Genomic DNA, 24,292 nt, shown 5'->3' with positions numbered 1-24,292 from the left:
GAGAAGAACGGGCAGGCCCGTTCTTCTCCGTGTGACGTGAGTCTTAATATCATAATAATTATACCATACGGCTGGATTCGCCGCAACATCAAGCTACATGTCGAATATTGAGAGCTGCGCCTTGTCCGGCAGATGATCCAGACTGCCCATTTCGGTCATGTAATCGATGATCTTCTGTGAGACGCCTGCGCGTTTGTTCAGATCCTCCTTGGAAATGAACGGCTCCGTCTCCCGCGTCTCTACAATCCGTTTTGCAACGTTCGCTCCGAGTCCCGGCACTGCGACAAACGGCGGTATCAACGCATCATCCTCTATCCTGAAATCAAAGCTGTAGGATTTCTCCACATCCACAGGTTTCACCCTGTAGCCACGCTGTGCCATCTCATTGGCAATCTCGAGCACGACCAGTGTGTCCTTCTCCTTCTTGGTGAGTTCCTGGAAATTCTGGTTCATCTCCTTCACCCTGTGGCGGATGGTCGACTTGTCCTTGACCATCGTCAGTAGGTCGAAATCCGAAGCACGGACGCTGAAGTAGCTTGCGTAATAATACAGCGGATAGTGCACTTTGAAATAAGCAATACGCACAGCCATGAGCACATACGCAGCTGCGTGGGCTTTGGGGAACATGTATTTGATCTTCTTGCACGAACCGATGTACCAGTCCGGCACACCCTGCTCTTTCATCGCAGCCTCATGCTCCTCGGACAGCCCCTTCCCTTTCCTCACCTTCTCCATGATATTGAAGGCAAGAGAAGGTTCAAGCCCCTGGTACATGAGAAAGACCATGATGTCATCCCGGCAGCCGATCACATTTTTAAGGTCGCATGTCCCGCTTCTGATCAGATCCTGTGCATTGCCGAGCCATACGTCCGTCCCGTGGGACAGGCCGGATATCTGGACCAGTTCACTGAAGGTCGACGGACGTGTATCTTCAAGCATCTGTCTTACAAACCCGGTCCCGAACTCTGGAACGCCGAGTGTGCCTGTACGACAGACGATGTCCTCCTCGGTCACACCAAGCGTTTCCGGCGAGCTGAATAAAGACATGGTTTCCTTGTCATCCACAGGCAGCGTTTTCGGGTCGATGCCCGAGAGGTCCTGCAGCATGCGGATCATCGTCGGATCATCATGACCGAGTATATCGAGCTTGAGCAGATTGCTGTCAATCGAGTGGAAATCGAAGTGCGTCGTCTTCCATTCTGCTTCAGTGTCGTTGGCCGGATACTGTATCGGTGTGAAATCGTATATATCCATGTCATCCGGGACGACGATGATCCCGCCCGGGTGCTGTCCCGTCGTCCGTTTGACGCCCGTGCAGCCCAGTACAAGCCTGTCGATTTCGGCGCCTCTGCGCTGCAGCCCGTTGTCGTTCAGATAGCCTTTGACATAGCCGAATGCGGTCTTCTCGGCGACGGTGCCGATTGTTCCGGCGCGGAAAACCTTGTCCTCACCGAACAGCACTTTTGTATAGTTGTGCGCCTCCGCCTGGTAATCACCGCTGAAGTTGAGGTCGATATCCGGCACTTTGTCCCCTTTGAAGCCGAGGAATGTTTCGAACGGGATATCCTGTCCTTCCTTGATCAGCGGGAGACCGCAGCCGGTGCACTCTTTATCCGGCAGGTCATAGCCCGAGCTCACACTGCCGTCCGTAAAGAATTCCGACTGTTTGCAACCAGGGCATACATAGTGCGGCGGCAGTGGGTTCACTTCTGTGATTTCTGTCATCGTGGCTACGAAACTCGAGCCGACCGATCCCCTCGAACCGACGAGATAGCCATCATCAAGCGATTTCTTCACCAGTTTCTGACTAATCAGGTATATGACCGCAAAGCCATTGCCGATGATACTTTCAAGTTCCGTCTCCAGACGGTCCGTCACAATCTGCGGCAAATCTTCGCCGTAGAGCGCTTTGGCGTTGGTGTAGCTGAGATTGCGCATCTCTTCATTCGCACCGTCGATATTCGGTGTATAGAGATCATCTCTGATCGGACTGACTTCATCGATACTGTCTGCAACCCGGTTCGGTGCGTCGATGACGACCTCGCGGCGCGTCTCCTCATCAAGGAATGCAAATTCCTCATACATCTCTGCCGTCGTCCTGAACTGCGCATCCGGCAGTGTGCCGCGGCTTAGTGGATTACCCGGATTACTCTTGACCAGAATATCCCGGCAGAGCTTTTCCGACTCGGCCAGATAATGGACGTTGCCGGTCGCAACAACCGGTTTATCCAGCTCAGCGCCCAGCCTGATAATGTTCTTTATGATTTCCTCGAGTGTGCCTTCATCACGTATGATTTCCCTATCCAGAAGACGCCTGTACAGGGCTTTCGGGAACACTTCAAGATAGTCATAGAATTTTGCGGCTTTTTTCGCCTCTTCATACGGTTTCTGCATCATGGCGGTGAATACTTCACCTGAATCACAGGCACTCCCGACGAGGAGTCCCTCACGATATTGCTCGAGAAGCTGTTTTTTGATGCGCGCGGATTTGTAGAAGTTGTCCGTAAGTGATTCCGAGACAATCTTGAAGAGGTTTTTAAGACCTGTCTGATTTTTGACCAGGATCGTGACGTGCGTCGGCATCGAGCGCTTGTAGGAATCCGGATCCGCCAGCGTGCTGTTGATTTCCCTATGGTTTTCCACGCCGAGTTTCCTGATCTGCGTCAACATCTTGATGAAGATATAGGCAGTCGCCTCGGCATCGTAGATTGCCCTGTGGTGCTGGGTCAGTTCCACATTGTACTTCTTCGCGAGGATATTCAGGCCATGCTTTTTGAAATCCTTATTTATTGTGCGGGAGAGCTCAAGCGTATCGATGACACCGTTCGTATACGACCCTAAGCCGACCTGCTGATATGCGGCCTCGATGAACCCCATATCGAAACTTGCGTTGTGGGCGACGAATATCGCGTCCCCGACCCATTCTTTGAAATCACTGATCACTTCATCGATCGGCGGCGCACCGGCCAGCATGTCGTCGGTGATGCCTGTAATCTCCTTGATGGTTTCTGTCAGCGGTTCACCAGGGTTGCTGAAACGTTCGAAACGGTCGACGATTTCCCCGTTCCTCACTTTGGTGCCTGCAAGCTCGATGATCTGATCATATTTGGATGACAGTCCGGTGGTCTCCACATCAAATACCACAAAATCATGATTTTCCAGGATGATGTCCTGCGGTTTGTATGCAATCGGTGCACCGTCGTCAACAAGCATTCCTTCCATGCCGTAGATCATCTTGATACCCGCTGCCCGGGCGGCATGGAACGCATCCGGAAATGCCTGGACATTGCTGTGATCCGTAATGGCAATCGCCTTGTGGCCATAGTCCTTTGCACGCTGTACATAGTCCCCGATATTCCGGAGCGCATCCATCTGGCTCATTTCGGTATGCAGGTGCAGTTCGACTCGCTTGTCCTCCATGGTGTCCTTTTTGGCCGGCTTGTGGATAACGTTGAGATTGCGGATCATGAGTACCATATCCCTTGCAAACTCGTCATATTCCACATTCCCTTCGATGACGACCCAGTCATTTTTGGAAAGTGCATCAAAAACATCCTCGTCGTTCTTACCATGTCTTGAGAACATTTTGGCGGCAATGGAATCCGTATAGTCGGTAATCTTGAGTTGCAGGATTTTCCGTCCGGTTCTGAGCTCCCTGACTTCGCTGTCGAAAATGACACCTTCCACTTTGACGTTGAACTCCTCATCAACGACTTCATGCAGCGGTCTCACACCATTCAGATCCATGGATTTTCCAATCTGTTTGACAACTTCTTCCCTGCGGCTCTCCCTTTCCTCTTCCATTTCTTTGCGGTTTTCGATAAAGCCCTGCACGAGCTCGGTCTTCTCTTCTTTCAGACGTGCTTCAAGCTTTGTACGCTTGTCGCTGTCAAGGTTTGCATCCGCCCTGAAATCGATGGCTGTGATCGGCAGTCCGAGGGATTTGTAGACGGCAGTCAGGTTGCCGTTGATATGCTTGTTGAAATGCGCCACTTCGATGTCGTTCTGGACCGAGAAGGTCAGCACCCCGTCTTTGAACTCCTTGTCACAGTTCATCAGCTGAAACCGGATATTCTCGTTCACCTTCACTTCTGTGAGCGCATACTCCAGGTAGTCGATGATGTCCTTATCGTCATAGGAATCCGCGGTAATGAAAATTTTCGCTGCTGCGATGGAATGGAAAGCCTCCCTGATACTTCCTTCCATCAGGTTCCTCAGGGAAGCCGGAATCATTCTGTCAAAATGGATATGGAATTCCCATATTCTTTCATCGTCGTCCGCTACTATCTTCTCAAGCTGGCCGCCGGATAAATGATCATTATCCTGTATGCCCGCCTGTGCAAGAAGCACTTTGAACTGTTCCTTCCCTTTCACTGACAACACTCCTGTAAAAGCGCGCAAATCCATGATTTACGCGCTGAAAATTTCTTTCTAATAGTTTGCTTTAAAATATTCTGTGACCTGTCCGATTTCCACTTCGACCGTTTCTTCGCTGTCACGTGCCTTTACTTCCACTCTTCCATCCTTGATACTGCGGCCGATGACTACCCTGTACGGCAGACCGATCAGATCGGAATCAGCGAACTTGACGCCGGCGCGTTCTTTCCTGTCATCATAGAGCACCCTGTATTCACGGCCGAGCGCTTCATACAGTTTGTCAGCCGCATCCTGGGCGTCCAGGTCTTTTGGGTTGGCCGTAATGATGTGGATATCGAACGGAGTCACCGACTTCGGCCAGATGATGCCGCGGTCGTCATGGTGGCTTTCAATGATCGCAGAGAGCGTACGGGAAATCCCTATGCCGTAGCATCCCATCAGGACGGGGACGCTGCGGCCATTTTCATTCAGCACGTTGAGGTTCATGGATTCGGAATATTTTGTACCGAGCTTGAATACTTGTCCCACTTCGATCCCTTTCATGAATTTCACTTCACCGCTTCCATCCTCTGCCATCTCCCCTTCTGTGATGAAGCGGAAATCACCCGTGCCTGCAACTTCAAAATCACGGCCGTGATTGGCATTGGTGTAATGGTATCCATCAGTGTTCGCCCCCACTGGATAGTTGTACATCACATCCACCTGATGATCAAGGTATACCGGGATGGATGACCCAACGGGTCCTAGGCTGCCGGGGGCAGCGGCCATTATCTCCCTGATTTCTGCATCTGTGGCAAATTCTGCATTTTCAGCACCGAAGTAGTCCCTTACTTTGATGTCGTTCAGTTCATGATCGCCGCGGATAAGGATCATGACGAATTCACCGTCTATGCTAACCACCATCGTCTTGGTCGTATCCATCAGACCGATGTTCAGATGTTCAGCAAGTGACAGGCAGGAATCGACACCCGGTGTCGGCACTTTATCAAGCACTTTCTGTGCCGCATTGTCAACCACTTCCGGGATGACGCATGCCGCCTTCTCGATGTTTGATGCATAGCCGCTTTCGTCGGTGTAGACGATGATATCCTCGCCGATTTCCGATAATGCCATGAATTCATGGGTGTGGCTGCCGCCGATGGAGCCGGAATCTGCTTCCACAGCGCGGTAATTCAGGCCGACGCGACTGAAGATGTTCGAATATGCCCTGTACATATCGTTGTACGTTTCATCGAGCGAGGCTTCATCACTGTGGAAGGAATAAGCATCCTTCATGATGAACTCGCGTCCGCGAAGCAGACCGAAGCGGGGCCTTAATTCGTCGCGGAATTTCGTCTGTATCTGAAAAAGGGTGAGCGGCAGCTTCTTATAGCTTTTTAGTTCATCGCGGAGAAGCGCCGTAACGATTTCCTCGTGGGTCGGGCCGAGTGCAAAGTCCCGTTCGTGGCGGTCTTTCATGCGCATCAGTTCAGATCCGTACGCCTGCCATCTTCCGGATTCTTCCCAAAGTTCTTTAGGGTGCAGTACCGGCATGTGGATCTCCACTCCACCGATTTCATTCATCTCTTCACGTACAATCTGTTCGATGTTGTTGAGCACGAGCTTCGTAATCGGAAGATACGTGTAGATGCCCGCCGCCATCTGCTTGATCATGCCCGACTTCAGCATGTAGCGATGACTGAGGCTGTCTGCATCCTGCGGTGTTTCCCGCATCGTGGGTATAAACATTCTGGATTGTTTCATTGGACTTCACTCCTAAAGGAAAAATGTTTTTATATCGTTCCATGTTACCAGTATCATCACCATCAATACGAAGAGCACACCGATGAGCTGGATATTTATTTCCACTTTCTTGTTGAGCGGTTTTTTGAATATGCCCTCGTACAGCACAAACAGGATGCGGCCTCCGTCAAGCGCCGGAATCGGCAGCAGGTTCATTATGCCGAGATTGACACTCAGTATTGCCGTAAAGTTGATCAGTGTCATCAGACCCTGGGCAGCCACCTCTTCGGTGACTTTATATATGCCGACAGGCCCGTTCAGCATATCAAACGAGAACGTCCCTTCGAATATACTGATGAACATATCCACGACAAGGTGGAAGATCATCGTCCCCATCTCGTAGGTCTCTTGCACGCCCCACCATAGTGGTGACAGAGTCCCATGTTCATTTGCGGCACCGATGCCGATGATCAGCCGCTCCACCGTCTCCCCGTCGGGCAGTTCGGTAGCATCGACGACAGGGGTCATCTCCAGTGTCCTTTCCTCACCGTCATTCTGAACGACGATGTCAAGTTCGGATTCCCCTTTATCCTGGATGATCTGTGACATATGGTCCCAGCTGTCAACCTCGGTTCCATTAATGCTGAGCAGCCTGTCCCCTTCCTCTAGTCCGGCTTCCTCAGCCGGGGTATCATCCGCCACGACTCCCACAACCGGTTCTTCCGAAGGCTTGCCGTTGATGTAAAAGAGCAATGTGAACAGTACGAATGCAAGGACAAAGTTCATCGCCGGCCCCGCAAAAAGTGTCATGAATCTTGCAAAGACCGATTTGGATTCGAATCTTGCAGAGCGGGGTGCGATACGCTCCAGTTCTGAATTCTGGACGAAATAGGCTTCATGGGCAATGCTGTAGCTTATTTCCTCACTGTCATGCAGCCTCAGTGCCTTCACGGTCATTTTGTCTTTGATGTCGGATTCGACCACTTCAACTTCCTCGATATGTGTAAAGTTATGCTTGTCATCAAGGATGATGTGCGTGATTTCGTTTCTGTCATTCACCTTGAGCTGGATCCGCATGCCGGAATTCAATGGATTGACTTCCATCTCCTCGGCAGCCATGCGGACATATCCACCGATCGGCAGCAGCCGGAGCGTATACTGTGTATCGTTGTATTTATATGAAAAGAGCTTTGGACCCATGCCGATGGCAAATTCGGGGCACATGATACCGGCGCGTTTCGCCACGATCATATGTCCCAGTTCGTGCGCGGTCACAAGCACGCCGAAAACTACTATGAATGCTAAAATGCCGATCATTTAATCACCTCATATCGGACTTGTACAGCCGATCATAATACAGAATGGTTTCGATATCCGGATTCTGCACCGGATTGTGTTCATTCATCCGCAATTCTACTACCTTTTCTATCTCTGTAAAAGATATTTCACCGTCCAGGAATTTTGCGACCGCATATTCGTTCGCTGCATTCATAACTGCCGGCATCGTGCCTCCTGTCCGGAGTGCATCATAGGCATACTGCAGCATTCTGAAACGCTCGAGGTCCATTGGACGGAAATTGAGCTGTGTCATCCCTTCCAGATCCATCGGGTTGGGTGCAGGCAGCCTGTCCGGGTGACTGAAGGCAAACTGTATCGCTGTCTTCATGTCCGCTGTGCCCATCTGTGCCATGATGCTGTTGTCGTTGAACTCCACCATGGAATGGATGGTGCTCTCCCTGTGGAGTATCGTTGAAATCTGTTCCACATCAGCATCAAAGAGCCATTTCGCTTCTATGACCTCAAGTCCTTTATTCATCATAGTGGCGGAATCGATTGTGATTTTCTGACCCATCGACCAGTTCGGGTGGTTGAGTGCCATTTCAAGTGTGACCCCGGAGAGCTCCTCCCGTGTGAGGTCCCTGAAGGAGCCCCCGCTCGCTGTCAGGATGATGCGTTTCATCTCACTCAGCCTCTCACCGCGGAGACACTGGAAGACGGCGGAATGCTCGGAATCCACAGGCACGATCTCCACACCCTTTTCCCTCGCCCTTGCCATCACGGTTTCTCCGGCGGCAACAAGCGTCTCCTTATTTGCGAGCGCGATGTCTTTCCCTGCATCTATCGCAGCCAGGGTGGGTTCGAGGCCGATACTGCCCAGGATTGCTGTCAGCAGCATGTCGGAATCATCATCCGCTATGGCTAGAAGCCCTTCCCTTCCCGATAAAAATTCAATGTCAGTGTATTTCGACGCCAATGACTTTCTGGCATTGTCGTCCATCACACTGACAAGGGAGGGGCTGAATTCTTCTATGATCTCTTCCAGTTTCGCTATGTTCCTGCCTGCTGAAATGCTGCAGAGCGAAAATGACTCCGGGTTGGAGCTGATCACTTCTAAAGCCTGAGTGCCTACGGAACCCGTCGCACCGAGTATGGATATCTTTTTCATATAACATTCACCTTATCAATCTCTTAGTTTATGAGCGGCAGTATGTTCATCAGAGGGAGCACGAAGATGAAACTGTCAAAGCGGTCCAGGATCCCCCCGTGACCCGGCAGGAGCCTGCCTGAATCCTTAACATCAAAGTGGCGTTTCAGTGCGGACTCGACCAGGTCTCCGAGCTGGCCGAACATGCTCAGTATCATCGTCAGGAAGACAAACAGGAATACGTTCGTCCCCTGGATCCAGCCTGTCACAAAGAATAGGAGCGCAAGGAGCAGGCTGCACAGTATCCCGCCCAGAAACCCTTCAACGGTTTTATTCGGGCTGATCTGAGGCCAGAGTTTCCTTCTCCCCATCGCCCTGCCGGCCAAATAGGCACCGGTATCCGTCACCCAGACGATGAGCAGTCCGTAGAGTATGTATATCAGGCCTGCTTCACGTGTTTCGTAAAAATACATGAAACCGATGCCGACGTAGGCTACTGCAAGTACACAGAAACCCATGTCAACGAATGAAAATCTGTTTTTGCTCACGACGGTGAAACTCAGCATGACGAGTGCCATGCCGATGATCATATCACCCTGGAAAGCCGAGATGTTCGGCGCATAGTTTTCATGCGGCACCATGACGATGAACAATGCGATCATGGAGAGCATACCTGGGATGGAGAGGATATGTATGCGGTTCATCTTCAATATTTCATAGAGGGCGGTATAAGCAAGAAAATAGACTAAAATGAGCATGGGCCATGAGCCGATCACCACCATCGGGATGAACAGCAGCAGGGCGATTATGGCTGTGATTGTTCTCGTCTTCATGTTATACCTCCTCTTCGTCCAGGCCTCCGAACCTTCTTGAGCGTTTCTGGTACTGTGAAATCATTTCATCAAGTTCATCTGCTGTAAATTCCGGCCAGAATGTATCTGTGAAGAACAATTCACTGTAGGATGACTGCCAGAGCAGGAAATTGCTCAGGCGGTATTCACCGCTGGTGCGTATCATCATTTCCGGTTCCGGCATGTGTGTGGTGTACAGATGACGATCTACAGTTGCCTGGCTGATATCTTCTATAGCCAGCTTCCCTGTCGAAACTTCTTCGGCAATTTCTCTTATGCCCCTGACCAATTCATCGCGGCCGCCGTAGTTCAGTGCGAAAACGAGTGTCAGACCGGTATTGTCCCGTGTCTTCTCCACAGCTTCCGCCACTGCTTTCACAGTATGGCCGGGCAGTGAATCACCATTTCCTATCGTTACCACTTTAACATTTTTTTCGATAAGTTCAGGAAGAAACGCTCCGAGGAAATCCCCCGGCAGCTTCATCAGGTAGCTGACTTCATTTTTCGGCCTGCTCCAGTTTTCCGTGGAAAAAGCATAGAGCGTCAAATACTTGATGCCGATATCCGACGCATGCCGTGTGATACGCTTGACATTCTGCATGCCCTCGTAATGGCCGTTGACCCTCGGCCTGTTCCTTTGTTTGGCATACCTGCCGTTGCCATCCATGATGATCGCGATATGTTCCGGCAGCGCCCTTGTTCCTGCTGATTGCTTCTGCTTCTTCCAACCAAACATGTTAATCCTCCAAAAGCATTATATTTAATAGTATACATCGTGAGCAAACTGTCCTCAATCACTTTATCCCCCGCAAAGCGGGGGACATAAAAAAACAGGCAGGAAATCCCGCCTGTAAAGGATAGATTAAACTTCCAAAATGTCCTTCTCTTTATCATCACATGCAGAGTCGACTTTTGCGATGTAGTCATCAGTGAGCTTCTGGACATCATCATTATAGCTCCTCAGTTCATCTTCACTGATATCGCCATCTTTCTCCATCTTCTTGAACTCATCATTCGCTTCACGGCGGATATTGCGTATTGCAACTTTGGCATTTTCGCCTTCCCGGCGTGCATCCTTGACGAATTCCTTACGGCGTTCTTCAGTCAGCTGTGGTACAGTGATGCGGATCATCGTGCCGTCGCTTGTCGGATTGACGCCGAGGTCGGCCTGTTGGATCGCTTTCAGCACATCATCGACAGAACCTTTGTCATAAGGGGTCACTGTAAGCATACGTGCTTCAGGCACCGCAATACCTGCCAGCTGGTTGATGGGTGTCGGTGCACCATAATAATCCACTGTCACACGGTCAAGCATGCTTGAATTGGCACGCCCTGTACGGATTGCCGCAAGGTCACGCTGCAGGCTTTCAAGGGATTTCTGCATCTTCCCTTTTGCATCTTTTAATACTGCTTCACTCATTGTCTTTCTCTCCCATTACTTTTTGATAAACGTACCGATTGTCTCTCCTGACACAGCACGCTTGATATTACCATCTTCTGTAATCGAAAATACCACAAGCGGTATATCATTGTCCATACAAAAGGATGAAGCTGTGGCATCCATCACCTGGAGATTCTCCTGCAGCATTTCCATATATGTCAGTGTATCGTACTTATAGGCTCCGCTGTTGAATTTCGGATCGGCGGAATAAACACCGTCCACATTGTTTTTGCCCATCAGGATTACATCTGCCTCCACTTCCGCCGCACGGAGCGCCGCAGTTGTATCAGTGGAGAAGTAAGGATTGCCGATGCCTGCGGCGAAGATTACAATGCGGCCTTTTTCAAGGTGTCTGATTGCACGCCTTCTGATATAAGGCTCAGCAACCTGTTTCATTTCAATCGAGGTGAGCACACGTGTTTCACAGCTGAGCTGTTCGAGGCTGTCCTGCAGTGCAAGGGAGTTCATCACAGTGGCAAGCATGCCCATGTAATCCGCAGTGCCGCGGTCCATTCCAAGATCGCTCCCGATCTTGCCGCGCCAAATGTTGCCGCCGCCTACGATGACCGCGATTTCTACGCCGAGCTCCTTGGCTTCTGCAACCTGCTCTGCAATGTTTTTGATGACCACCGGATTGATGCCGAAGCCTTCATCCCCCGCCAGTGCTTCTCCGCTCAACTTCAGTACGATACGATTATATTTGGAAGTTTCAGGCATATATCTTCATCCTTATCTATTATTGTTGAATATTCATTTAGAAAAAAAGACACCGAAGTGTCTTTTTCATTACTTATTGACCTGACCGAGAACTTCGTCAGCGAAGTTTTCTTCCCTCTTCTCGATACCTTCCCCAACTTCAAAACGGATAAAGTTTTTAAGCGTACCGCCTTTGGATTTCAGGAACTGTTCCACAGTCTGATCTGAATCTTTGACGAACGGCTGGTCGACGATGCAGATTTCTTCAAGATACTTGCGCATTCTTCCTTCAACCATCTTGTCGACGATGTTTTCCGGTTTGCCTTCGTTCAGGGCCTGCTGCTTCAGAACTTCTCTTTCATGAGCCAGTTCTTCCTGGGATACATCATCCTTGGAAACGTATTTAGGGTTCAGTGCAGCTGCATGCATGGCAACATCCTTTGCAGCTTCAGAATCCGTGGAACCTTCGACGATCGTGAGCACGCCGATGCGGCCGCCCATGTGGAGATATTCACCGAATGAATCGTCGTCCGTCTTCTCAGCCACTGCAAATCTTCTGAGAGTCAGTTTTTCACCGATTTTGGATACCGCTTCAGTGATGACATCTTCAACTTTCTTGCCGTTCATTTCAGAAGCATTCAATGTTTCAAGATCCGCCGGCTTCGTTTCAAGGATGTGGTTTGCAACATCGTTGACCAGATTCTGGAAGCCTTCGTTCCTTGCAACGAAGTCAGTTTCAGAGTTGATTTCAACGATTGCTGCAGAGTTGCCCCTGGATTTTACGCCGACAAGGCCTTCAGCCGCAATGCGGTCTGCCTTTTTGGCAGCTTTGGAGATACCTTTTTCACGAAGGTAGTCAGCCGCTTTGTCAAGGTCACCGTCAGTTTCCTGAAGAGCTTTTTTGCAGTCCATCATGCCTGCACCTGTTTTTTCACGTAGTTCTTTAACTAATTTTGCTGAAATAGCCATAATACATCCTCCTGTACTAATGTTTTTCATATGCCGATGGAAACAGTCTGTCCATCTTTAAAAAAAGGTGATAAGAATAATATACTTATCACCGTTGTTTCAAAACTTTATTATCTTTCGCCTGCTTCAGCAGTCTCTTCTTCAGAGGCTTCTGACATGTCGATGTTCTGTTCCTGTGCAATTTCCTCATCGGAAACGCCTTGCTGTCCTTCCAGGACAGCATCCGCCATTTTGCTTGTCATAAGCCTTACAGCACGGATTGCATCGTCGTTTGCAGGGATGACATAATCGATTTCGTCCGGATCACAGTTAGTGTCGACCATTGCAACGATTGGAATGTTGAGTTTTTTGGCTTCCATGATTGCGTTGCGTTCTTTCCTGGGATCCACGATGAACAGCGCCTTAGGCATTTCTTTCATCTCACGGATTCCGCCGAGGAATTTGTTCAGACGATCATACTCTTTGCGGAGTTCAGTGACTTCTTTTTTAGGAAGTACATCAAAAGTTCCATCCGCTTCCATCTTTTCGATTTCAGAGATGCGCTTGATGCGCTTGGAGATTGTTTTGTAGTTGGTGAGGATACCACCGAGCCATCTTTCGTTTACGAAAAGCTGGCCAGCTCTTTCGGCTTCTTCTCTGATCGCTTCCTGAGCCTGTTTCTTAGTACCTACAAACAGAATCTTGCCTCCGTCTTCGGAAATGCTTTTCACGAAGTCGTATGCTTCTGCCACTTTCTTGACCGTTTTCTGCAGGTCGATGATATAGATGCCGTTCCTTTCAGTGAAGATGTATCTCTTCATCTTAGGGTTCCAGCGGCGAGTCTGGTGACCGAAATGTACACCAGCTTCGAGCAATTGTTTCATAGTAATAACTGCCATTGATATTTCCTCCTCAGGTTTTTCCTCCAGTACTGCTATGGTGACGACCAAACGGCACCTGTCAGCAATTGACAGTACTGTGTGTAATGGGGCTGTAATTCAGCCGTTTAATAATATATCATATTCCAATGTTTAAATCAAACATTAAAATCAGCTTTCCTTTCTGAGTTCGGGAAGGAAGTCCTCTTTCTTGACTTTGATGAATGTACCTTTCATGCCGAGTGACCTTGATTCGATAACGCCTGCACTTTCAAGCTTGCGCAGTGCGTTGACGATGACTGAACGTGTAATGCCCACGCGGTCGGCAACTTTGGAAGCGACAAGCAGTCCTTCGTCTGCGTCGAGTTCTTCGAAGATGTGCTCTATCGCTTCCCGTTCTGAATAGGAAAGGGAGCGGATGGCCATCGCGATGCTCGCTTTGTCACGCGCTTTCTTCTCGATTTCCTCCTGCTTCTCCCTCAGCACTTCCATGCCGACTACAGTGCCTGCATATTCCGCAAGAACCAGGTCATCTTCCGAGAACGCTTCAGTGACGCGTCCGAGGATCAGTGTGCCGAGACGTTCACCGCCTCCGCTGATCGGAACGATGCATGTTTCGGAATCCTGGAAAGAATCTTCTGCCGGGAAGATTGTCATCGGATCTTCGAACTTGATGTTTTCGTGTGTTTCATCGAGCTTCATGATTTTGCTTACATACTCGTCAGGGAACCTGCGATTTTCGAGCATTTCCCTGATCCTTGGGTTCGTGATTTCTGAGTTCACGCCGAATCCCAGCACTTTGCCTTTGCGGGATACGATGAATGCATTACATACAAGTACGCTGCTTACAATTTCCGACACTTCCTTGAAGTCGACCTTGATCCCCTTGTTCCCCTGTATCAGTTTGTTGATTTCCCTTGTTTTCTGTAATAGACTGTTCATTCTTTTTCTCCTTTATGATTATAAGATAAATGCGCTCAGATTCTTGTCTGATTTTATTTTGTCCAGTCTTGCTGTTACGTACTGCCTTGTGATTTCAACATGTGCGCCCTGCATTCCGCTTGCTTCAAAAAGCAGTTCTTCAAGCAGAGTCTCGAGTATCGTGTGCAGGCGCCGCGCCCCGATATCATCCGTATCCGAATTTACCTCGAATGCGATTTGTGCAAGTTCGCCAACAGCTTCATCGGTGAACGAAATCGTTACACCTTCTGTCGACAGCAGGGCTTCATACTGTTTCAGCAGGGAACTCCTCGGTTCCCTCAAAATATTTTCGAAGTCCTCCGCTTTCAGCTTTCCCAGTTCGACCCGGATCGGGAAGCGCCCCTGGAGCTCCGGTATCAGGTCGCTCGGTTTGGCGACATGGAATGCTCCGGCGCCGATGAACAGGATGTGATCGGTATCCACCGGACCGTATTTGGTCTGGATCGTACTGCCTTCGACAATCGGCAGGATGTCCCGCTGGACGCCTTCACGCGAAACATCGCCTGAGTTCTGTCCGCCCTTGGCGATCTTGTCCATCTCGTCGATGAATATGATGCCCATTGTTTCGGCAAGTTCTATCGCTTCAGAATTCACCGTGTCGGTATCAATGATCTTCTCCGCTTCTTCACGCTGCAAGTATTCACGGGCCTTTTTAACAGGTATCGTGCGCTTGTGCTTTTTTTTCGGCATGAACTGCTTCAGCATGTCCTGCATACCGCCTTCATCCATGTCGGGCATCATCATGCCCATCGGGTTCTGGCTCTGCTCAACTTCGACCGTCACTTTTTCATCTTCCAGAAGTCCCGCTTTCAGTTTGTCACGGAGTGACATGCGCTTTTGCCGCACCTCATCCGTCACCTCTTCATATTCCTCACCGCCCTGCTGGTTCATGAGCATCTCAAAAGGATTATTCGACTGCTTGGTGCGTTTCACTCCCGGTGCAAGCAGACCGACCAGCCGTTCTTCGGCCAGGTTCGCGGCATCTTCGGAGACGATCTCCATCTGCCGGTCCTTGACAATCCGGACGCCTGCTTCAACGAGATCGCGCACCATGCTTTCAACATCCCGGCCGACGTAGCCCACTTCAGTGAACTTCGTCGCTTCCACTTTTGTGAAGGGCGCTCCTGTAAGCTTCGCCATCCGTCTTGCTATCTCCGTTTTCCCTACTCCTGTCGGTCCAATCATAAGAATGTTCTTGGGAATCACTTCGTCTTTCAGCCCGTCATCGAGCTGCATCCTTCTGAATCTGTTCCGCATTGCTATCGCAACTTTGCGCTTCGCATCATCCTGACCGATGATATCCTCATCAAGACGTGCAGTTATCTCACGTGGAGAAAGATTCTGTTTCACTTATAGACGCTCCTTTAATCTATCGTTTCCACAATGATATTATCATTGGTGAACACACATATTTCACTGGCAACATGAAGGCTGTCCCGGGCGATTGTTTCCGCATCAAGACCTTCACCGTGTCGTTTCATCGCCCGTCCCGCAGCCAGCGCATAGTTGCCGCCGCTGCCGATGGCAAGTATGCCGTCGTCCGGCTCGATGACCTCACCCGTGCCGCTTACCAGCAGCATGGACTCCTTATCCATGACAATCAGCATCGCCTCGAGCTGCCGGAGGATCTTATCCCCCCGCCACTCTTTGGCAAGTTCAACAGCGGCACGCGCCAGGTTTCCGTTATATGCATGGAGGTTGGCCTCGAATTTTTCAAACAGTGTGAATGCATCGGCCACACTGCCCGCAAAGCCCGCTACGACTTTGTCGTCGAACAGGCGTCTGACCTTCCGTGCAGTATGCTTCATCACTACCTGGTTGCCAAGTGTGACCTGGCCGTCACCGGCCATCGCCATCCTGTCCTGATGACGGATGGCGAATATCGTCGTTCCTTTAATAGCCATTTTCCCACCTCTTACTTATTTGCTGGATGATGTTCCAAATACGTCTTCCTCAGCTGTTCTTTGGAGACATGCGTATATCTCTGGGTTGTAGAAAGAGATTCATGTCCGAGCAGATCCTGCACCGCCCTGAGGTCCGCTCCATTATTGAGCATGTGCGTCGCAAAACTGTGCCTGATCTTGTGCGGATGTATATGAAGATCACTCGCACTCTTTTTGACCATCATATCAAGAACATACCTCAGCCCGCGGGAAGTCAGTGGGCCGCCCCTGTGATTGATCCAGAACGCTCCACCGTCATCAATCGCCTTCCGGTGGGCCTCAATGTAGTCACAAAGGGCACACGATGCCCTGCTCCCAAAAGGGACAACCCTTTCTTTGCCGCCCTTGCCACGCACTTTGATGAATGAATGGTCAAAGTCGATATCTGACAGGTTCAGACCCAGAAGTTCGGAAGCACGGATGCCTGTTGCATAGAGTAGTTCCAGCAGGGCAAGGTCTCTCGTATACATGCCTGAAGTCCGGTCCAGACCATCGAACAGCGCACTGATCTCATTCTCGTAAAGAAAACCCGGCAACGGCTTTTCCTGCTTCGGGTTAGGCAGGCTGCGGAATGGGTTGGCAGCCACAATATTGCGGTCCAGCAGATAATTATAAAAGCTCCTCAACGAAGATATCTTCCTGGATACCGTAGTTTTCTTCAGTTTTTTTTCATAGAGCCTGTTGAGATAGTTTCTGGCGTCCATGTATTTGAAATGCTCCGGCGTAAGCGATTCTACTTTCAGGAATTTTTCAAATTCGAGGATATCCTTTTTATAATTCGTCACGGTGTGTTCCGACATGTTGCGCTGGAATGCCAGCTGATCCAGAAACTGGTCAAGGTAGCGGATACGCCCACCTCCTTTATCTGAATCTTATCACAATTACAAAAAATCATACAAATGATAAGAAGTTCGCATCTAAATGAGTCCTTTTGACATCGTTCTCCAGTTCCCAATCATATATTGTAAACTATCTGCGACAAAAATGCACAAAATTTAATGAATATTATTAAAACATTTTTTGAACAAGCAAAAAATACCCATATCCGCATATGGGTATTTCAATTTACTCGGCTTTTTCTTCGTAATCACAGTTTGTACATTTGACTTTTGCCGTTTTGCCTTTTTTCGTCTCCACGAGATAATGATCGCATTTCGGACAGTTCCTGCCGATAGGACGGTCCCACGAAATGAAATCGCACTCAGGATACTGGTCGCATCCATAGAAGATCCGGTTTTTTTTGGATTTCCTCTCAACCACTTCACCATCTTTGCATTTCGGGCACTTGACCCCGATCGTCTTGACGATGGCTTTTGTGTTTCTGCAGTCGGGGAAGTTGGAGCAGGCCATGAACTTGCCATAGCGGCCCATCTTATAGACCATCGGTGAACCGCATTTCTCACAATCCTCGCCTGCCGGCTCATCCTTGATTTCGATTTTCTCCATCTCTTCATCCGCACGTTCCACCTGAGGACTGAAATCCTTGTAGAAATCGTCTATGACCTTGACCCAGGATGCATCGCCTTCTGCGATATCATCCAGACTTTTTTCCATCGTCCGTGTGAAGTCTACATCGATGATGTCCGGGAAGTATTCGTTCATGGACTGGTTGACAATCTCCCCGATTTCAGTGGGCATGAAACGCTTCTGATCCATCTTCACATAATTGCGCTTTTGTATAGTATCGATGGTTGGTGCGTAGGTTGACGGCCTGCCGATGCCCAGCTCTTCAAGTGTTTTTACCAGTCTCGCCTCGGTAAATCTTGGCGGTGGCTGCGTGAAGTGCTGCTTCGGTTCGACTTTTTCACTTTTTACTGTTTCATTTTCGGCAATTTCCGGAAGACGGTTGTTCATGTCTTCGTCACCGTCGTCATTTCCTTCAATATAAATCTGCATGAATCCCTTAAACTTGATCGTCTGTCCATTGCTTCTGAAGATGACGCCGTTGTTGGAAAGGTCCATCTTGACGGTATCGAGTATGGCCGGAGCCATGTTGCTTGCTATGAAACGGTCCCATATCAGTTTGTAGAGCCTGTACTGATCACGGGAAAGATACTGTTTCATATTCGCCGGTGTACGGTTGGCGGAAGTCGGCCGGACAGCCTCGTGTGCATCCTGGCTTGATTCGGACTGTTTGGCCGACTTTTTACGGCCGACATATTCATCACCATATTCCTTCTGTATGAAATCCGTCGCCTCTTTTTGGGCAACGGGCGAGATCCTTGTAGAGTCTGTTCTCATATATGTGATCAGACCCACTGTGCCTTCGCGCTTGATATCAATCCCCTCATACAGCTGCTGGGCGGTCATCATCGTCTTCCGTGCTTTGAAGTTCAGTTTGCGCGCTGCTTCCTGCTGCAGTGATGAAGTCGTGAACGGCTGCGCCGGGAACCTTTTCTTCTCTTTCTTCTCGACGGAATCTACGTTAAATTCATTCCCCTCAAGCTGTGCGAGCACTTTGTCCACGTCATCTTTTGTTTTGAGCTTGATCTTTTCGTCTTTAAGACGGTTGAATTTACCCTCAAAAGAACTGCGTCCATGTTTGAACTGAGATGTAATCGTCCAGTATTCTTCAGGCTTGAAATTCCGTATTTCGTTTTCACGGTCAATAACAAGCCTCAGTGCAACTGACTGCACACGCCCGGCTGACAGACCTTTTTTCACTTTCTTCCATAGTACAGGTGAAATGTTGTATCCTACCAGCCGGTCCAGTATGCGCCTTGCCTGCTGGGCATCCACCAGCTGCTGGTTGATTTCCCCGGGATGTTTGAAACTCTCTTTTACTGCATCTTTCGTTATTTCGTTGAAAACAACTCTGTAATAATCTTTATCGTCACCAAGCGCATGGCTCAAATGCCAGGCAATGGCTTCACCTTCGCGGTCCGGGTCACTTGCCAGGTATATTTTCTTCGCTTTTTTGGCTTCCTTCTTCAGATCTTTTAGAAGTGGACCTTTGCCGCGAATGGTAATGTATTTAGGCTCGTAATTATTTTCCGTATCTATCCCCGTTTGACTGCGAGGCAAATCTCGAACATGCCCCATCGAAGCTACGACTTTGTATCGTTTACCAAGATACTTTTCGATGGTTTTGGCTTTGGCCGGCGATTCGACAATAACCAAATTATCCGCCATTTTCGACTGCCTCCTTTTTTCTGGTCTTTTCAAATCCAAATAATACAGTGAACCAAAATTGTTTGTCAACTATAAAAGTTTTATTTTTTCAGATGGAGATGAAACTCCACAGGAAAAATCTTCTAAAACATCTCCCGCACATATGACCGGTTTCGCCCCTTCACGTATCCTTGAATTTGTCCCGGCTGATAATTTCGACGTGATGTTGCCGGGGATGCAGTAGGCGTGCCTGTTTTCATTCAGAGCCATGTCCAATGTAATAAGACTCCCGCTCCGTTCCTCGGCTTCCGTAACCAGTACACCTTCTGAAATTCCTGCTATGATGCGGTTTCTTGCAATGAACTTCCATTTTTCAATACCTGCAGAAGGGGGATATTCACTGATGACCAGATGGTATTTTTCCATTATGCCCCTTAATTTTTTTGTCGTCGCAGGGTAATGGAAATCGAAACCGAAAGCCAGCACACCGATCGTTTTGAGCCCGGCATTGATGGAAATTTCATGCGCCATCTCATCTGCACCGTAGGCAAGCCCTGAAACTATTGAAATTTTATTTTTAAAATGGGGTAAAATATCAGTTAACACCGTCCTGGAGTAACTGGTTGACTTTCTGCTTCCGACCACACCGAGCAGCGGTTCATTCAATAATCCGACATCTCCCCTGCAATAGATTAAGTAGGGCGGATCATAGATTTGCCTTAGGCCTGAGGGATAGATTCCGTCTTCGATGGTGATCACTGAAATATTGTTCTCCCTCATGTTCCTTTTTAGATAATCCTCGTCCAGCTGTCCGGCAAACCTCAACTTTTCAGCAAGTTTCTGTCTGTCAATCCTTCTATCCTTCCCCAAAAGTGCTGCATATTCATGTGGAGTGACACCGGCGAGGCTCATAGAAAGCATCTTCATCTTCTTCCTCCTGTTTTATGTTTTACATATATTATAGAAGAAAAACGACAGCACACATGTTAATGTTCTGATACATCCACTGTCAATAAAAGTAAAAAAGAGGAGAAATCCGCCGGGGATTCTCCTCTTTCATCATCACATCAGTGATTTATATTTCAATTACTTTACAGTCAGACATTTTTCATAAAGTCCGTCTTCCTGTTTGATACGCTCTATCAGTGTTTCACCGATTTCGGACGGCGTGTCCGCTGTTTCGATGCCGCATGAATTCATGGTCTTGATCTTCTCGTCAGCAGTCCCTTTACCACCTGAGATGATGGCGCCGGCATGGCCCATGCGCTTGCCCGGAGGTGCAGTTACACCGCCGATGAAGCCCACTACAGGCTTGGTCATATTTTCCTTGACCCACTCCGCAGCTTCCTCTTCGGCAGTACCGCCGATTTCACCGATCATGACGACCGCATAAGTTTCAGGGTCTTCATTGAAAGCTTTAAGTGAATCTATGAAGTCTGTTCCGTTGACAGGGTCCCCGCCGATACCGACGGCAGTCGTCTGGCCAATTCCCGCTTCGGTCAGCTGGTGAACGGCTTCATAAGTAAGTGTGCCGGAACGGCTGACTACGCCCACGTGGCCTTTTTTGTGAATATATCCAGGCATGATGCCGATCTTGGACTCGTCGGCTGTGATTACACCCGGACAGTTCGGTCCCACGAGGCGAGTGCTCTTGTCCTCGAGGTAGCGTTTCACTTTGACCATGTCGAGCACAGGGATGTGCTCCGTAATACAGATTGCCATATCAAGTTCGGCATCTGCCGCCTCTACGATCGCATCCGCTGCGAACGGTGCCGGGACATAGATTACAGAAACATTTGCACCCGTTGCTTCTTTAGCTTCTTCAACAGTATTGTACACAGGGACGCCTTCCACTTCCAGGCCGCCTTTGCCTGGAGTGACGCCGGCAACGATCTTAGTGCCGTATTCGAGCATCTGTTTTGTGTGGAACAGCGCTGTTGAACCTGTTATACCTTGTACCAGTACTTTCGTATCTTTATCGATAAATACACCCACAGTAGATTCCTCCGTTATTATTTATTTTGGTTGACCGCTTCAATGATTTTTTGAGCGCCTTCCGCCATAGTGCTTGCAGGGATGATGTCGAAGTCCGAACCGTCAAGGATTTCCTTGCCTCTCTCGACGTTCGTTCCTTCAAGACGCACTACAAGCGGAATATCAAGACCGACATTCTTGACTGCCTCCACTACACCTTCAGCAATGACGTCACACTTCATGATGCCGCCGAAGATATTGACAAAGATGCCTCTGACACCTTCATCACCGAGGATGATCTTGAATGCTTCAGTAACTTTCTCAGTTGTTGCACCGCCCCCTACATCAAGGAAGTTGGCAGGTTTTCCGCCGAAATGGTTGATCGTATCCATAGTTGCCATCGCAAGGCCTGCACCGTTCACCATGCAGCCGATATTTCCATCCAGTGCAACATATGAAAGATCATATTTTGACGCCTCGATTTCCTTCGGATCCTCTTCATCGAGGTCGCGGAGTTCTACAATATCCTTGTTGCGGAACAGTGCGTTCTCATCAAAGTTGATCTTCGCATCGAGCGCAAGAACATCTCCCGAACCGGTGGATACAAGCGGGTTGATTTCCACGATTGCACAATCTTTCTCTGTAAATACATTGTACAGTGAAAGCATGAGTTTAGCCGCCTTGTTAACGGACTCTTTAGGGATATTTATGTTGAATGCAAGGCGTTTCGCCTGGTACGGCATCAGGCCGACGACAGGATCGATGACTTCCTTGAAGATCTTTTCAGGTGTTTTTTCAGCCACTTCCTCAATTTCCGTACCGCCCTCTTCGGACCCCATCAGAACGACGCGGTCAGTTGCACGGTCTATGACGAAACCGATGTAGAATTCATTCTGGATATCGCACCCTTCTTCGATCAGGAGCCTTTTGACTTCCTTGCCTTCAGGACCTGTCTGATGTGTAACGAGAACTTTGCCAAGCAGTTCCTTGGCATATTCCCTTACCTCATCGATCGACTTGGCAATTTTGACACCGCCGGCTTTCCCGCGGCCGCCTGCATGGATCTGAGCTTTTACAACATACACATCAGAATCGAGTGTTTTTGCAACGTCCACTGCTTCCTCAGGTGTATATGCCACGCTGCCTTCAGGCACAGCTACGCCCATGGAGCGAAAAATTTCTTTCCCTTGATACTCATGGATATTCATGTTCATCCTCCTAAGACTTTTTTAAACCTTACCATTCAATTATAGAAAAGGATTTCATCAAAGTAAACTGATGAAATTAAATTAATGCTTTAGAATCAAACTTTTGACCGGTTCGAAGGTTCTCCTGTGTATCGGCGTGACACCAAAGTTTTCAAGCCCTGCCAGATGGTCCTTCGTTCCATAACCTTTGTTACCTGAAAAATGGTAGCCCGGGTACAGCCTGTCATATTCCGCCATCATCCTGTCGCGTGTCGTCTTGGCAATGACACTCGCAGCGGCGATGGACACAGAGTTCGCATCCCCTTTTATGATGGCTGTCTCATCCACTCCGGCACCAATTGTCATCGCATCCACGAGAAGATGGTCCGGCCCGACGGCGAGGTTTTCCACAGCCCTCTGCATCGCAAGCCTTGAAGCCGCATATATGTTGAGGTCATCTATTTCACCGGCATCTGCGATGCCGGTACCGACATGCGCCTCACGCATGATGATATCACGGAAAGCCTCACGCTTTTTAGCTGACAGCTTCTTTGAATCATCCAGCCCCGGCAGTAAAAACCCCTCGGGCAGTATGACGGCAGCAGCCACGACTTCCCCGGCAATCGGTCCGCGCCCTGCTTCATCCACGCCCGCAATGCAGCTGCAGTCCGGTTCAAGTTCACGTTCATACCGGCGCATCTCTTCATATTTTCCCAGGAGCATCTGTTCTTTTTCGATCCGCCGCCTCTGCTTGCCGAGCGCATCCTTTACACCTTTACGGCTGTCTTCCTTATAGTTGCAGTTCTCTATCTCCTGGAGCGTAGAGAAACCGGCGATCTCTGCAGTGATTTCACGTACGGACTTCAATCAGTCCACCGCCCGGTCGAATGTATATCTGCCGATTTTTGCATTCCTGATATCATAGATGATCCTGTTCGTAACCGCTTCATAGTTGATTTCGTCTCCCCCGGCCTTCAGCCCCCGAGATCTGCCGATTGCCTCGTATGTCTCCACAATGTCTGCGTCCACATCCGCATCTATATTGTAGAAACTGTTGAAAGCCTCCCTGTCATGCTCAAGCAGGAAGTTCATACCGTAGATCGCCACTTCATCAAGCGGTACGACTGTATCTTTGATGGCACCGGTCAGGGAGAGCTTTTTCCCTGTTTCCTCGTCTGCGAACTTCGGCCACAGTATGCCCGGCGTATCGAGAAGCTCCATGCGTGTGCCCGCCTTGATCCACTGCTGGCGCTTTGTCACTCCCGGTGTGTTGCCGGTCTGTGCGACCTTCTTTTTTGCAATGTTATTGATGACCGTCGATTTGCCGACATTCGGGATGCCGATTATCATCGCACGAATGGCCCTTCTGTTGATGCCTTTGGCAGCCATCTTCTCAAACATCTCTTCTGTTGCTTCGATTGCGAGCGGCTCGATCTTGCGGATGATCTGATTGTCCCTGCCGTTGATCGCAACCGGATGCTTTCCGTCCTTCTCAAACCTTGAAATCCATGATTTCGTCGCTGCTTCGTCCGCCATGTCCTTCTTATTGAGAATGACCACCCGGGGCTTGTGCCGGGTCACTTCATCCAGCATCGGGTTATGGCTGGAAGCCGGAATTCTTGCATCCAGTATTTCAATGACAACATCTATCTTCTTCAAATTCTCTTCTATTTCCCTGCGCGCTTTGGCCATGTGGCCCGGAAACCAGTTTATACTCATTGCCTTCACCTTCGTTCCTTATGTTTCATTAATTCATCT

20 protein-coding genes are annotated in these 24,292 nt (G+C 49.2%); all 20 read right to left on the bottom strand.

All coding sequences use genetic code 11. From position 1 onward, the window contains the following. Window positions 1–93: 93 nt before the first annotated feature. Window positions 94–4,374 carry a PolC-type DNA polymerase III gene (locus C792_RS0105960; RefSeq protein WP_017548543.1) on the bottom strand — a complete coding sequence of 1,427 codons (4,281 nt, stop codon included), beginning with the start codon at window positions 4,372–4,374 and terminating at the stop codon, window positions 94–96. A gap of 57 nt (window positions 4,375–4,431) precedes the next feature. Further along, the gene (locus C792_RS0105955) at window positions 4,432–6,120 is read right to left on the bottom strand and encodes a proline--tRNA ligase (RefSeq protein ID WP_017548542.1); all 1,689 of its coding nucleotides are present in this window, start codon (window positions 6,118–6,120) and stop codon (window positions 4,432–4,434) included. 12 nt (window positions 6,121–6,132) lie between these two features. Then, window positions 6,133–7,416, bottom strand: a complete 1,284-nt coding sequence (gene rseP / locus C792_RS0105950) for an RIP metalloprotease RseP (protein WP_017548541.1) — start codon at window positions 7,414–7,416, stop codon at window positions 6,133–6,135. A 4-nt stretch (window positions 7,417–7,420) separates the two neighbouring features. Next, complete coding sequence (dxr, locus tag C792_RS0105945; RefSeq protein ID WP_017548540.1) at window positions 7,421–8,545, bottom strand: 1-deoxy-D-xylulose-5-phosphate reductoisomerase; 1,125 nt, start codon at window positions 8,543–8,545, stop codon at window positions 7,421–7,423. A gap of 23 nt (window positions 8,546–8,568) precedes the next feature. Then, entirely contained in the window at window positions 8,569–9,357 is a 789-nt protein-coding gene (locus C792_RS0105940; protein ID WP_017548539.1) for a phosphatidate cytidylyltransferase, read from the bottom strand. A 1-nt stretch (window position 9,358) separates the two neighbouring features. Beyond that, the gene (locus tag C792_RS0105935) at window positions 9,359–10,111 is read right to left on the bottom strand and encodes an undecaprenyl pyrophosphate synthase (RefSeq protein WP_017548538.1); all 753 of its coding nucleotides are present in this window, start codon (window positions 10,109–10,111) and stop codon (window positions 9,359–9,361) included. A gap of 126 nt (window positions 10,112–10,237) precedes the next feature. Further along, on the bottom strand, window positions 10,238–10,795 hold the full coding sequence (frr, locus tag C792_RS0105930) for a ribosome recycling factor (RefSeq protein ID WP_017548537.1): 558 nt from the start codon (window positions 10,793–10,795) through the stop codon (window positions 10,238–10,240). Window positions 10,796–10,810: 15 nt separating this feature from the next. Further along, the gene (gene pyrH / locus C792_RS0105925) at window positions 10,811–11,533 is read right to left on the bottom strand and encodes a UMP kinase (RefSeq protein WP_017548536.1); all 723 of its coding nucleotides are present in this window, start codon (window positions 11,531–11,533) and stop codon (window positions 10,811–10,813) included. A 69-nt stretch (window positions 11,534–11,602) separates the two neighbouring features. Further along, the gene (gene tsf / locus C792_RS0105920; RefSeq protein WP_017548535.1) at window positions 11,603–12,481 is read right to left on the bottom strand and encodes a translation elongation factor Ts; all 879 of its coding nucleotides are present in this window, start codon (window positions 12,479–12,481) and stop codon (window positions 11,603–11,605) included. Window positions 12,482–12,591: 110 nt separating this feature from the next. Then, window positions 12,592–13,359 carry a 30S ribosomal protein S2 gene (gene rpsB, locus C792_RS0105915; protein WP_017548534.1) on the bottom strand — a complete coding sequence of 256 codons (768 nt, stop codon included), beginning with the start codon at window positions 13,357–13,359 and terminating at the stop codon, window positions 12,592–12,594. A 150-nt stretch (window positions 13,360–13,509) separates the two neighbouring features. Continuing rightward, the gene (codY, locus tag C792_RS0105910; protein WP_017548533.1) at window positions 13,510–14,280 is read right to left on the bottom strand and encodes a GTP-sensing pleiotropic transcriptional regulator CodY; all 771 of its coding nucleotides are present in this window, start codon (window positions 14,278–14,280) and stop codon (window positions 13,510–13,512) included. Window positions 14,281–14,298: 18 nt separating this feature from the next. After that, the gene (hslU, locus tag C792_RS0105905; RefSeq protein WP_017548532.1) at window positions 14,299–15,669 is read right to left on the bottom strand and encodes an ATP-dependent protease ATPase subunit HslU; all 1,371 of its coding nucleotides are present in this window, start codon (window positions 15,667–15,669) and stop codon (window positions 14,299–14,301) included. Between the two features lie 14 nt (window positions 15,670–15,683). After that, window positions 15,684–16,223 (bottom strand): ATP-dependent protease subunit HslV, encoded by a 540-nt coding sequence (gene hslV, locus C792_RS0105900; RefSeq protein ID WP_017548531.1) that lies wholly within the window; start codon window positions 16,221–16,223, stop codon window positions 15,684–15,686. Between the two features lie 11 nt (window positions 16,224–16,234). Next, window positions 16,235–17,110 carry a tyrosine recombinase XerC gene (gene xerC, locus C792_RS0105895; RefSeq protein ID WP_040608718.1) on the bottom strand — a complete coding sequence of 292 codons (876 nt, stop codon included), beginning with the start codon at window positions 17,108–17,110 and terminating at the stop codon, window positions 16,235–16,237. Window positions 17,111–17,327: 217 nt separating this feature from the next. Next, window positions 17,328–19,394: a type I DNA topoisomerase gene (topA, locus tag C792_RS0105890; protein WP_017548529.1), complete on the bottom strand. Its 2,067-nt coding sequence runs from the start codon at window positions 19,392–19,394 to the stop codon at window positions 17,328–17,330. A 69-nt stretch (window positions 19,395–19,463) separates the two neighbouring features. Then, on the bottom strand, window positions 19,464–20,300 hold the full coding sequence (gene dprA / locus C792_RS0105885) for a DNA-processing protein DprA (protein ID WP_017548528.1): 837 nt from the start codon (window positions 20,298–20,300) through the stop codon (window positions 19,464–19,466). A 159-nt stretch (window positions 20,301–20,459) separates the two neighbouring features. Next, window positions 20,460–21,368 carry a succinate--CoA ligase subunit alpha gene (gene sucD / locus C792_RS0105880; RefSeq protein WP_017548527.1) on the bottom strand — a complete coding sequence of 303 codons (909 nt, stop codon included), beginning with the start codon at window positions 21,366–21,368 and terminating at the stop codon, window positions 20,460–20,462. A 17-nt stretch (window positions 21,369–21,385) separates the two neighbouring features. Beyond that, window positions 21,386–22,555 (bottom strand): ADP-forming succinate--CoA ligase subunit beta, encoded by a 1,170-nt coding sequence (gene sucC / locus C792_RS0105875; protein WP_017548526.1) that lies wholly within the window; start codon window positions 22,553–22,555, stop codon window positions 21,386–21,388. Between the two features lie 81 nt (window positions 22,556–22,636). Continuing rightward, complete coding sequence (locus tag C792_RS0105870) at window positions 22,637–23,401, bottom strand: ribonuclease HII (RefSeq protein ID WP_017548525.1); 765 nt, start codon at window positions 23,399–23,401, stop codon at window positions 22,637–22,639. Next, a complete protein-coding gene (gene ylqF, locus C792_RS0105865; protein WP_017548524.1) occupies window positions 23,402–24,253 on the bottom strand; it encodes a ribosome biogenesis GTPase YlqF in 852 nt (283 codons plus the stop codon). Window positions 24,254–24,292 lie beyond the last annotated feature (39 nt).

This window comes from Salinicoccus carnicancri Crm (assembly GCF_000330705.1).
Lineage (GTDB): Bacteria > Bacillota > Bacilli > Staphylococcales > Salinicoccaceae > Salinicoccus > Salinicoccus carnicancri.
This window is presented reverse-complemented; position numbering and strand designations above follow the sequence as displayed.

Bases quoted from the DNA above. Each gene is read 5' to 3' on its own strand.
- C792_RS0105955 (WP_017548542.1), bottom strand. From the start codon at position 6,120: ATGAAACAATCCAGAATGTTTATACCCACGATGCGGGAAACACCGCAG.
- rseP (WP_017548541.1), bottom strand. From the start codon at position 7,416: ATGATCGGCATTTTAGCATTCATAGTAGTTTTCGGCGTGCTTGTGACC.
- dxr (WP_017548540.1), bottom strand. From the start codon at position 8,545: ATGAAAAAGATATCCATACTCGGTGCGACGGGTTCCGTAGGCACTCAG.
- C792_RS0105940 (WP_017548539.1), bottom strand. From the start codon at position 9,357: ATGAAGACGAGAACAATCACAGCCATAATCGCCCTGCTGCTGTTCATC.
- C792_RS0105935 (WP_017548538.1), bottom strand. From the start codon at position 10,111: ATGTTTGGTTGGAAGAAGCAGAAGCAATCAGCAGGAACAAGGGCGCTG.
- frr (WP_017548537.1), bottom strand. From the start codon at position 10,795: ATGAGTGAAGCAGTATTAAAAGATGCAAAAGGGAAGATGCAGAAATCC.
- pyrH (WP_017548536.1), bottom strand. From the start codon at position 11,533: ATGCCTGAAACTTCCAAATATAATCGTATCGTACTGAAGTTGAGCGGA.
- tsf (WP_017548535.1), bottom strand. From the start codon at position 12,481: ATGGCTATTTCAGCAAAATTAGTTAAAGAACTACGTGAAAAAACAGGT.
- rpsB (WP_017548534.1), bottom strand. From the start codon at position 13,359: ATGGCAGTTATTACTATGAAACAATTGCTCGAAGCTGGTGTACATTTC.
- codY (WP_017548533.1), bottom strand. From the start codon at position 14,280: ATGAACAGTCTATTACAGAAAACAAGGGAAATCAACAAACTGATACAG.
- hslV (WP_017548531.1), bottom strand. From the start codon at position 16,223: ATGGCTATTAAAGGAACGACGATATTCGCCATCCGTCATCAGGACAGG.
- topA (WP_017548529.1), bottom strand. From the start codon at position 19,394: ATGGCGGATAATTTGGTTATTGTCGAATCGCCGGCCAAAGCCAAAACC.
- dprA (WP_017548528.1), bottom strand. From the start codon at position 20,300: ATGAAGATGCTTTCTATGAGCCTCGCCGGTGTCACTCCACATGAATAT.
- sucC (WP_017548526.1), bottom strand. From the start codon at position 22,555: ATGAATATCCATGAGTATCAAGGGAAAGAAATTTTTCGCTCCATGGGC.
- ylqF (WP_017548524.1), bottom strand. From the start codon at position 24,253: ATGAGTATAAACTGGTTTCCGGGCCACATGGCCAAAGCGCGCAGGGAA.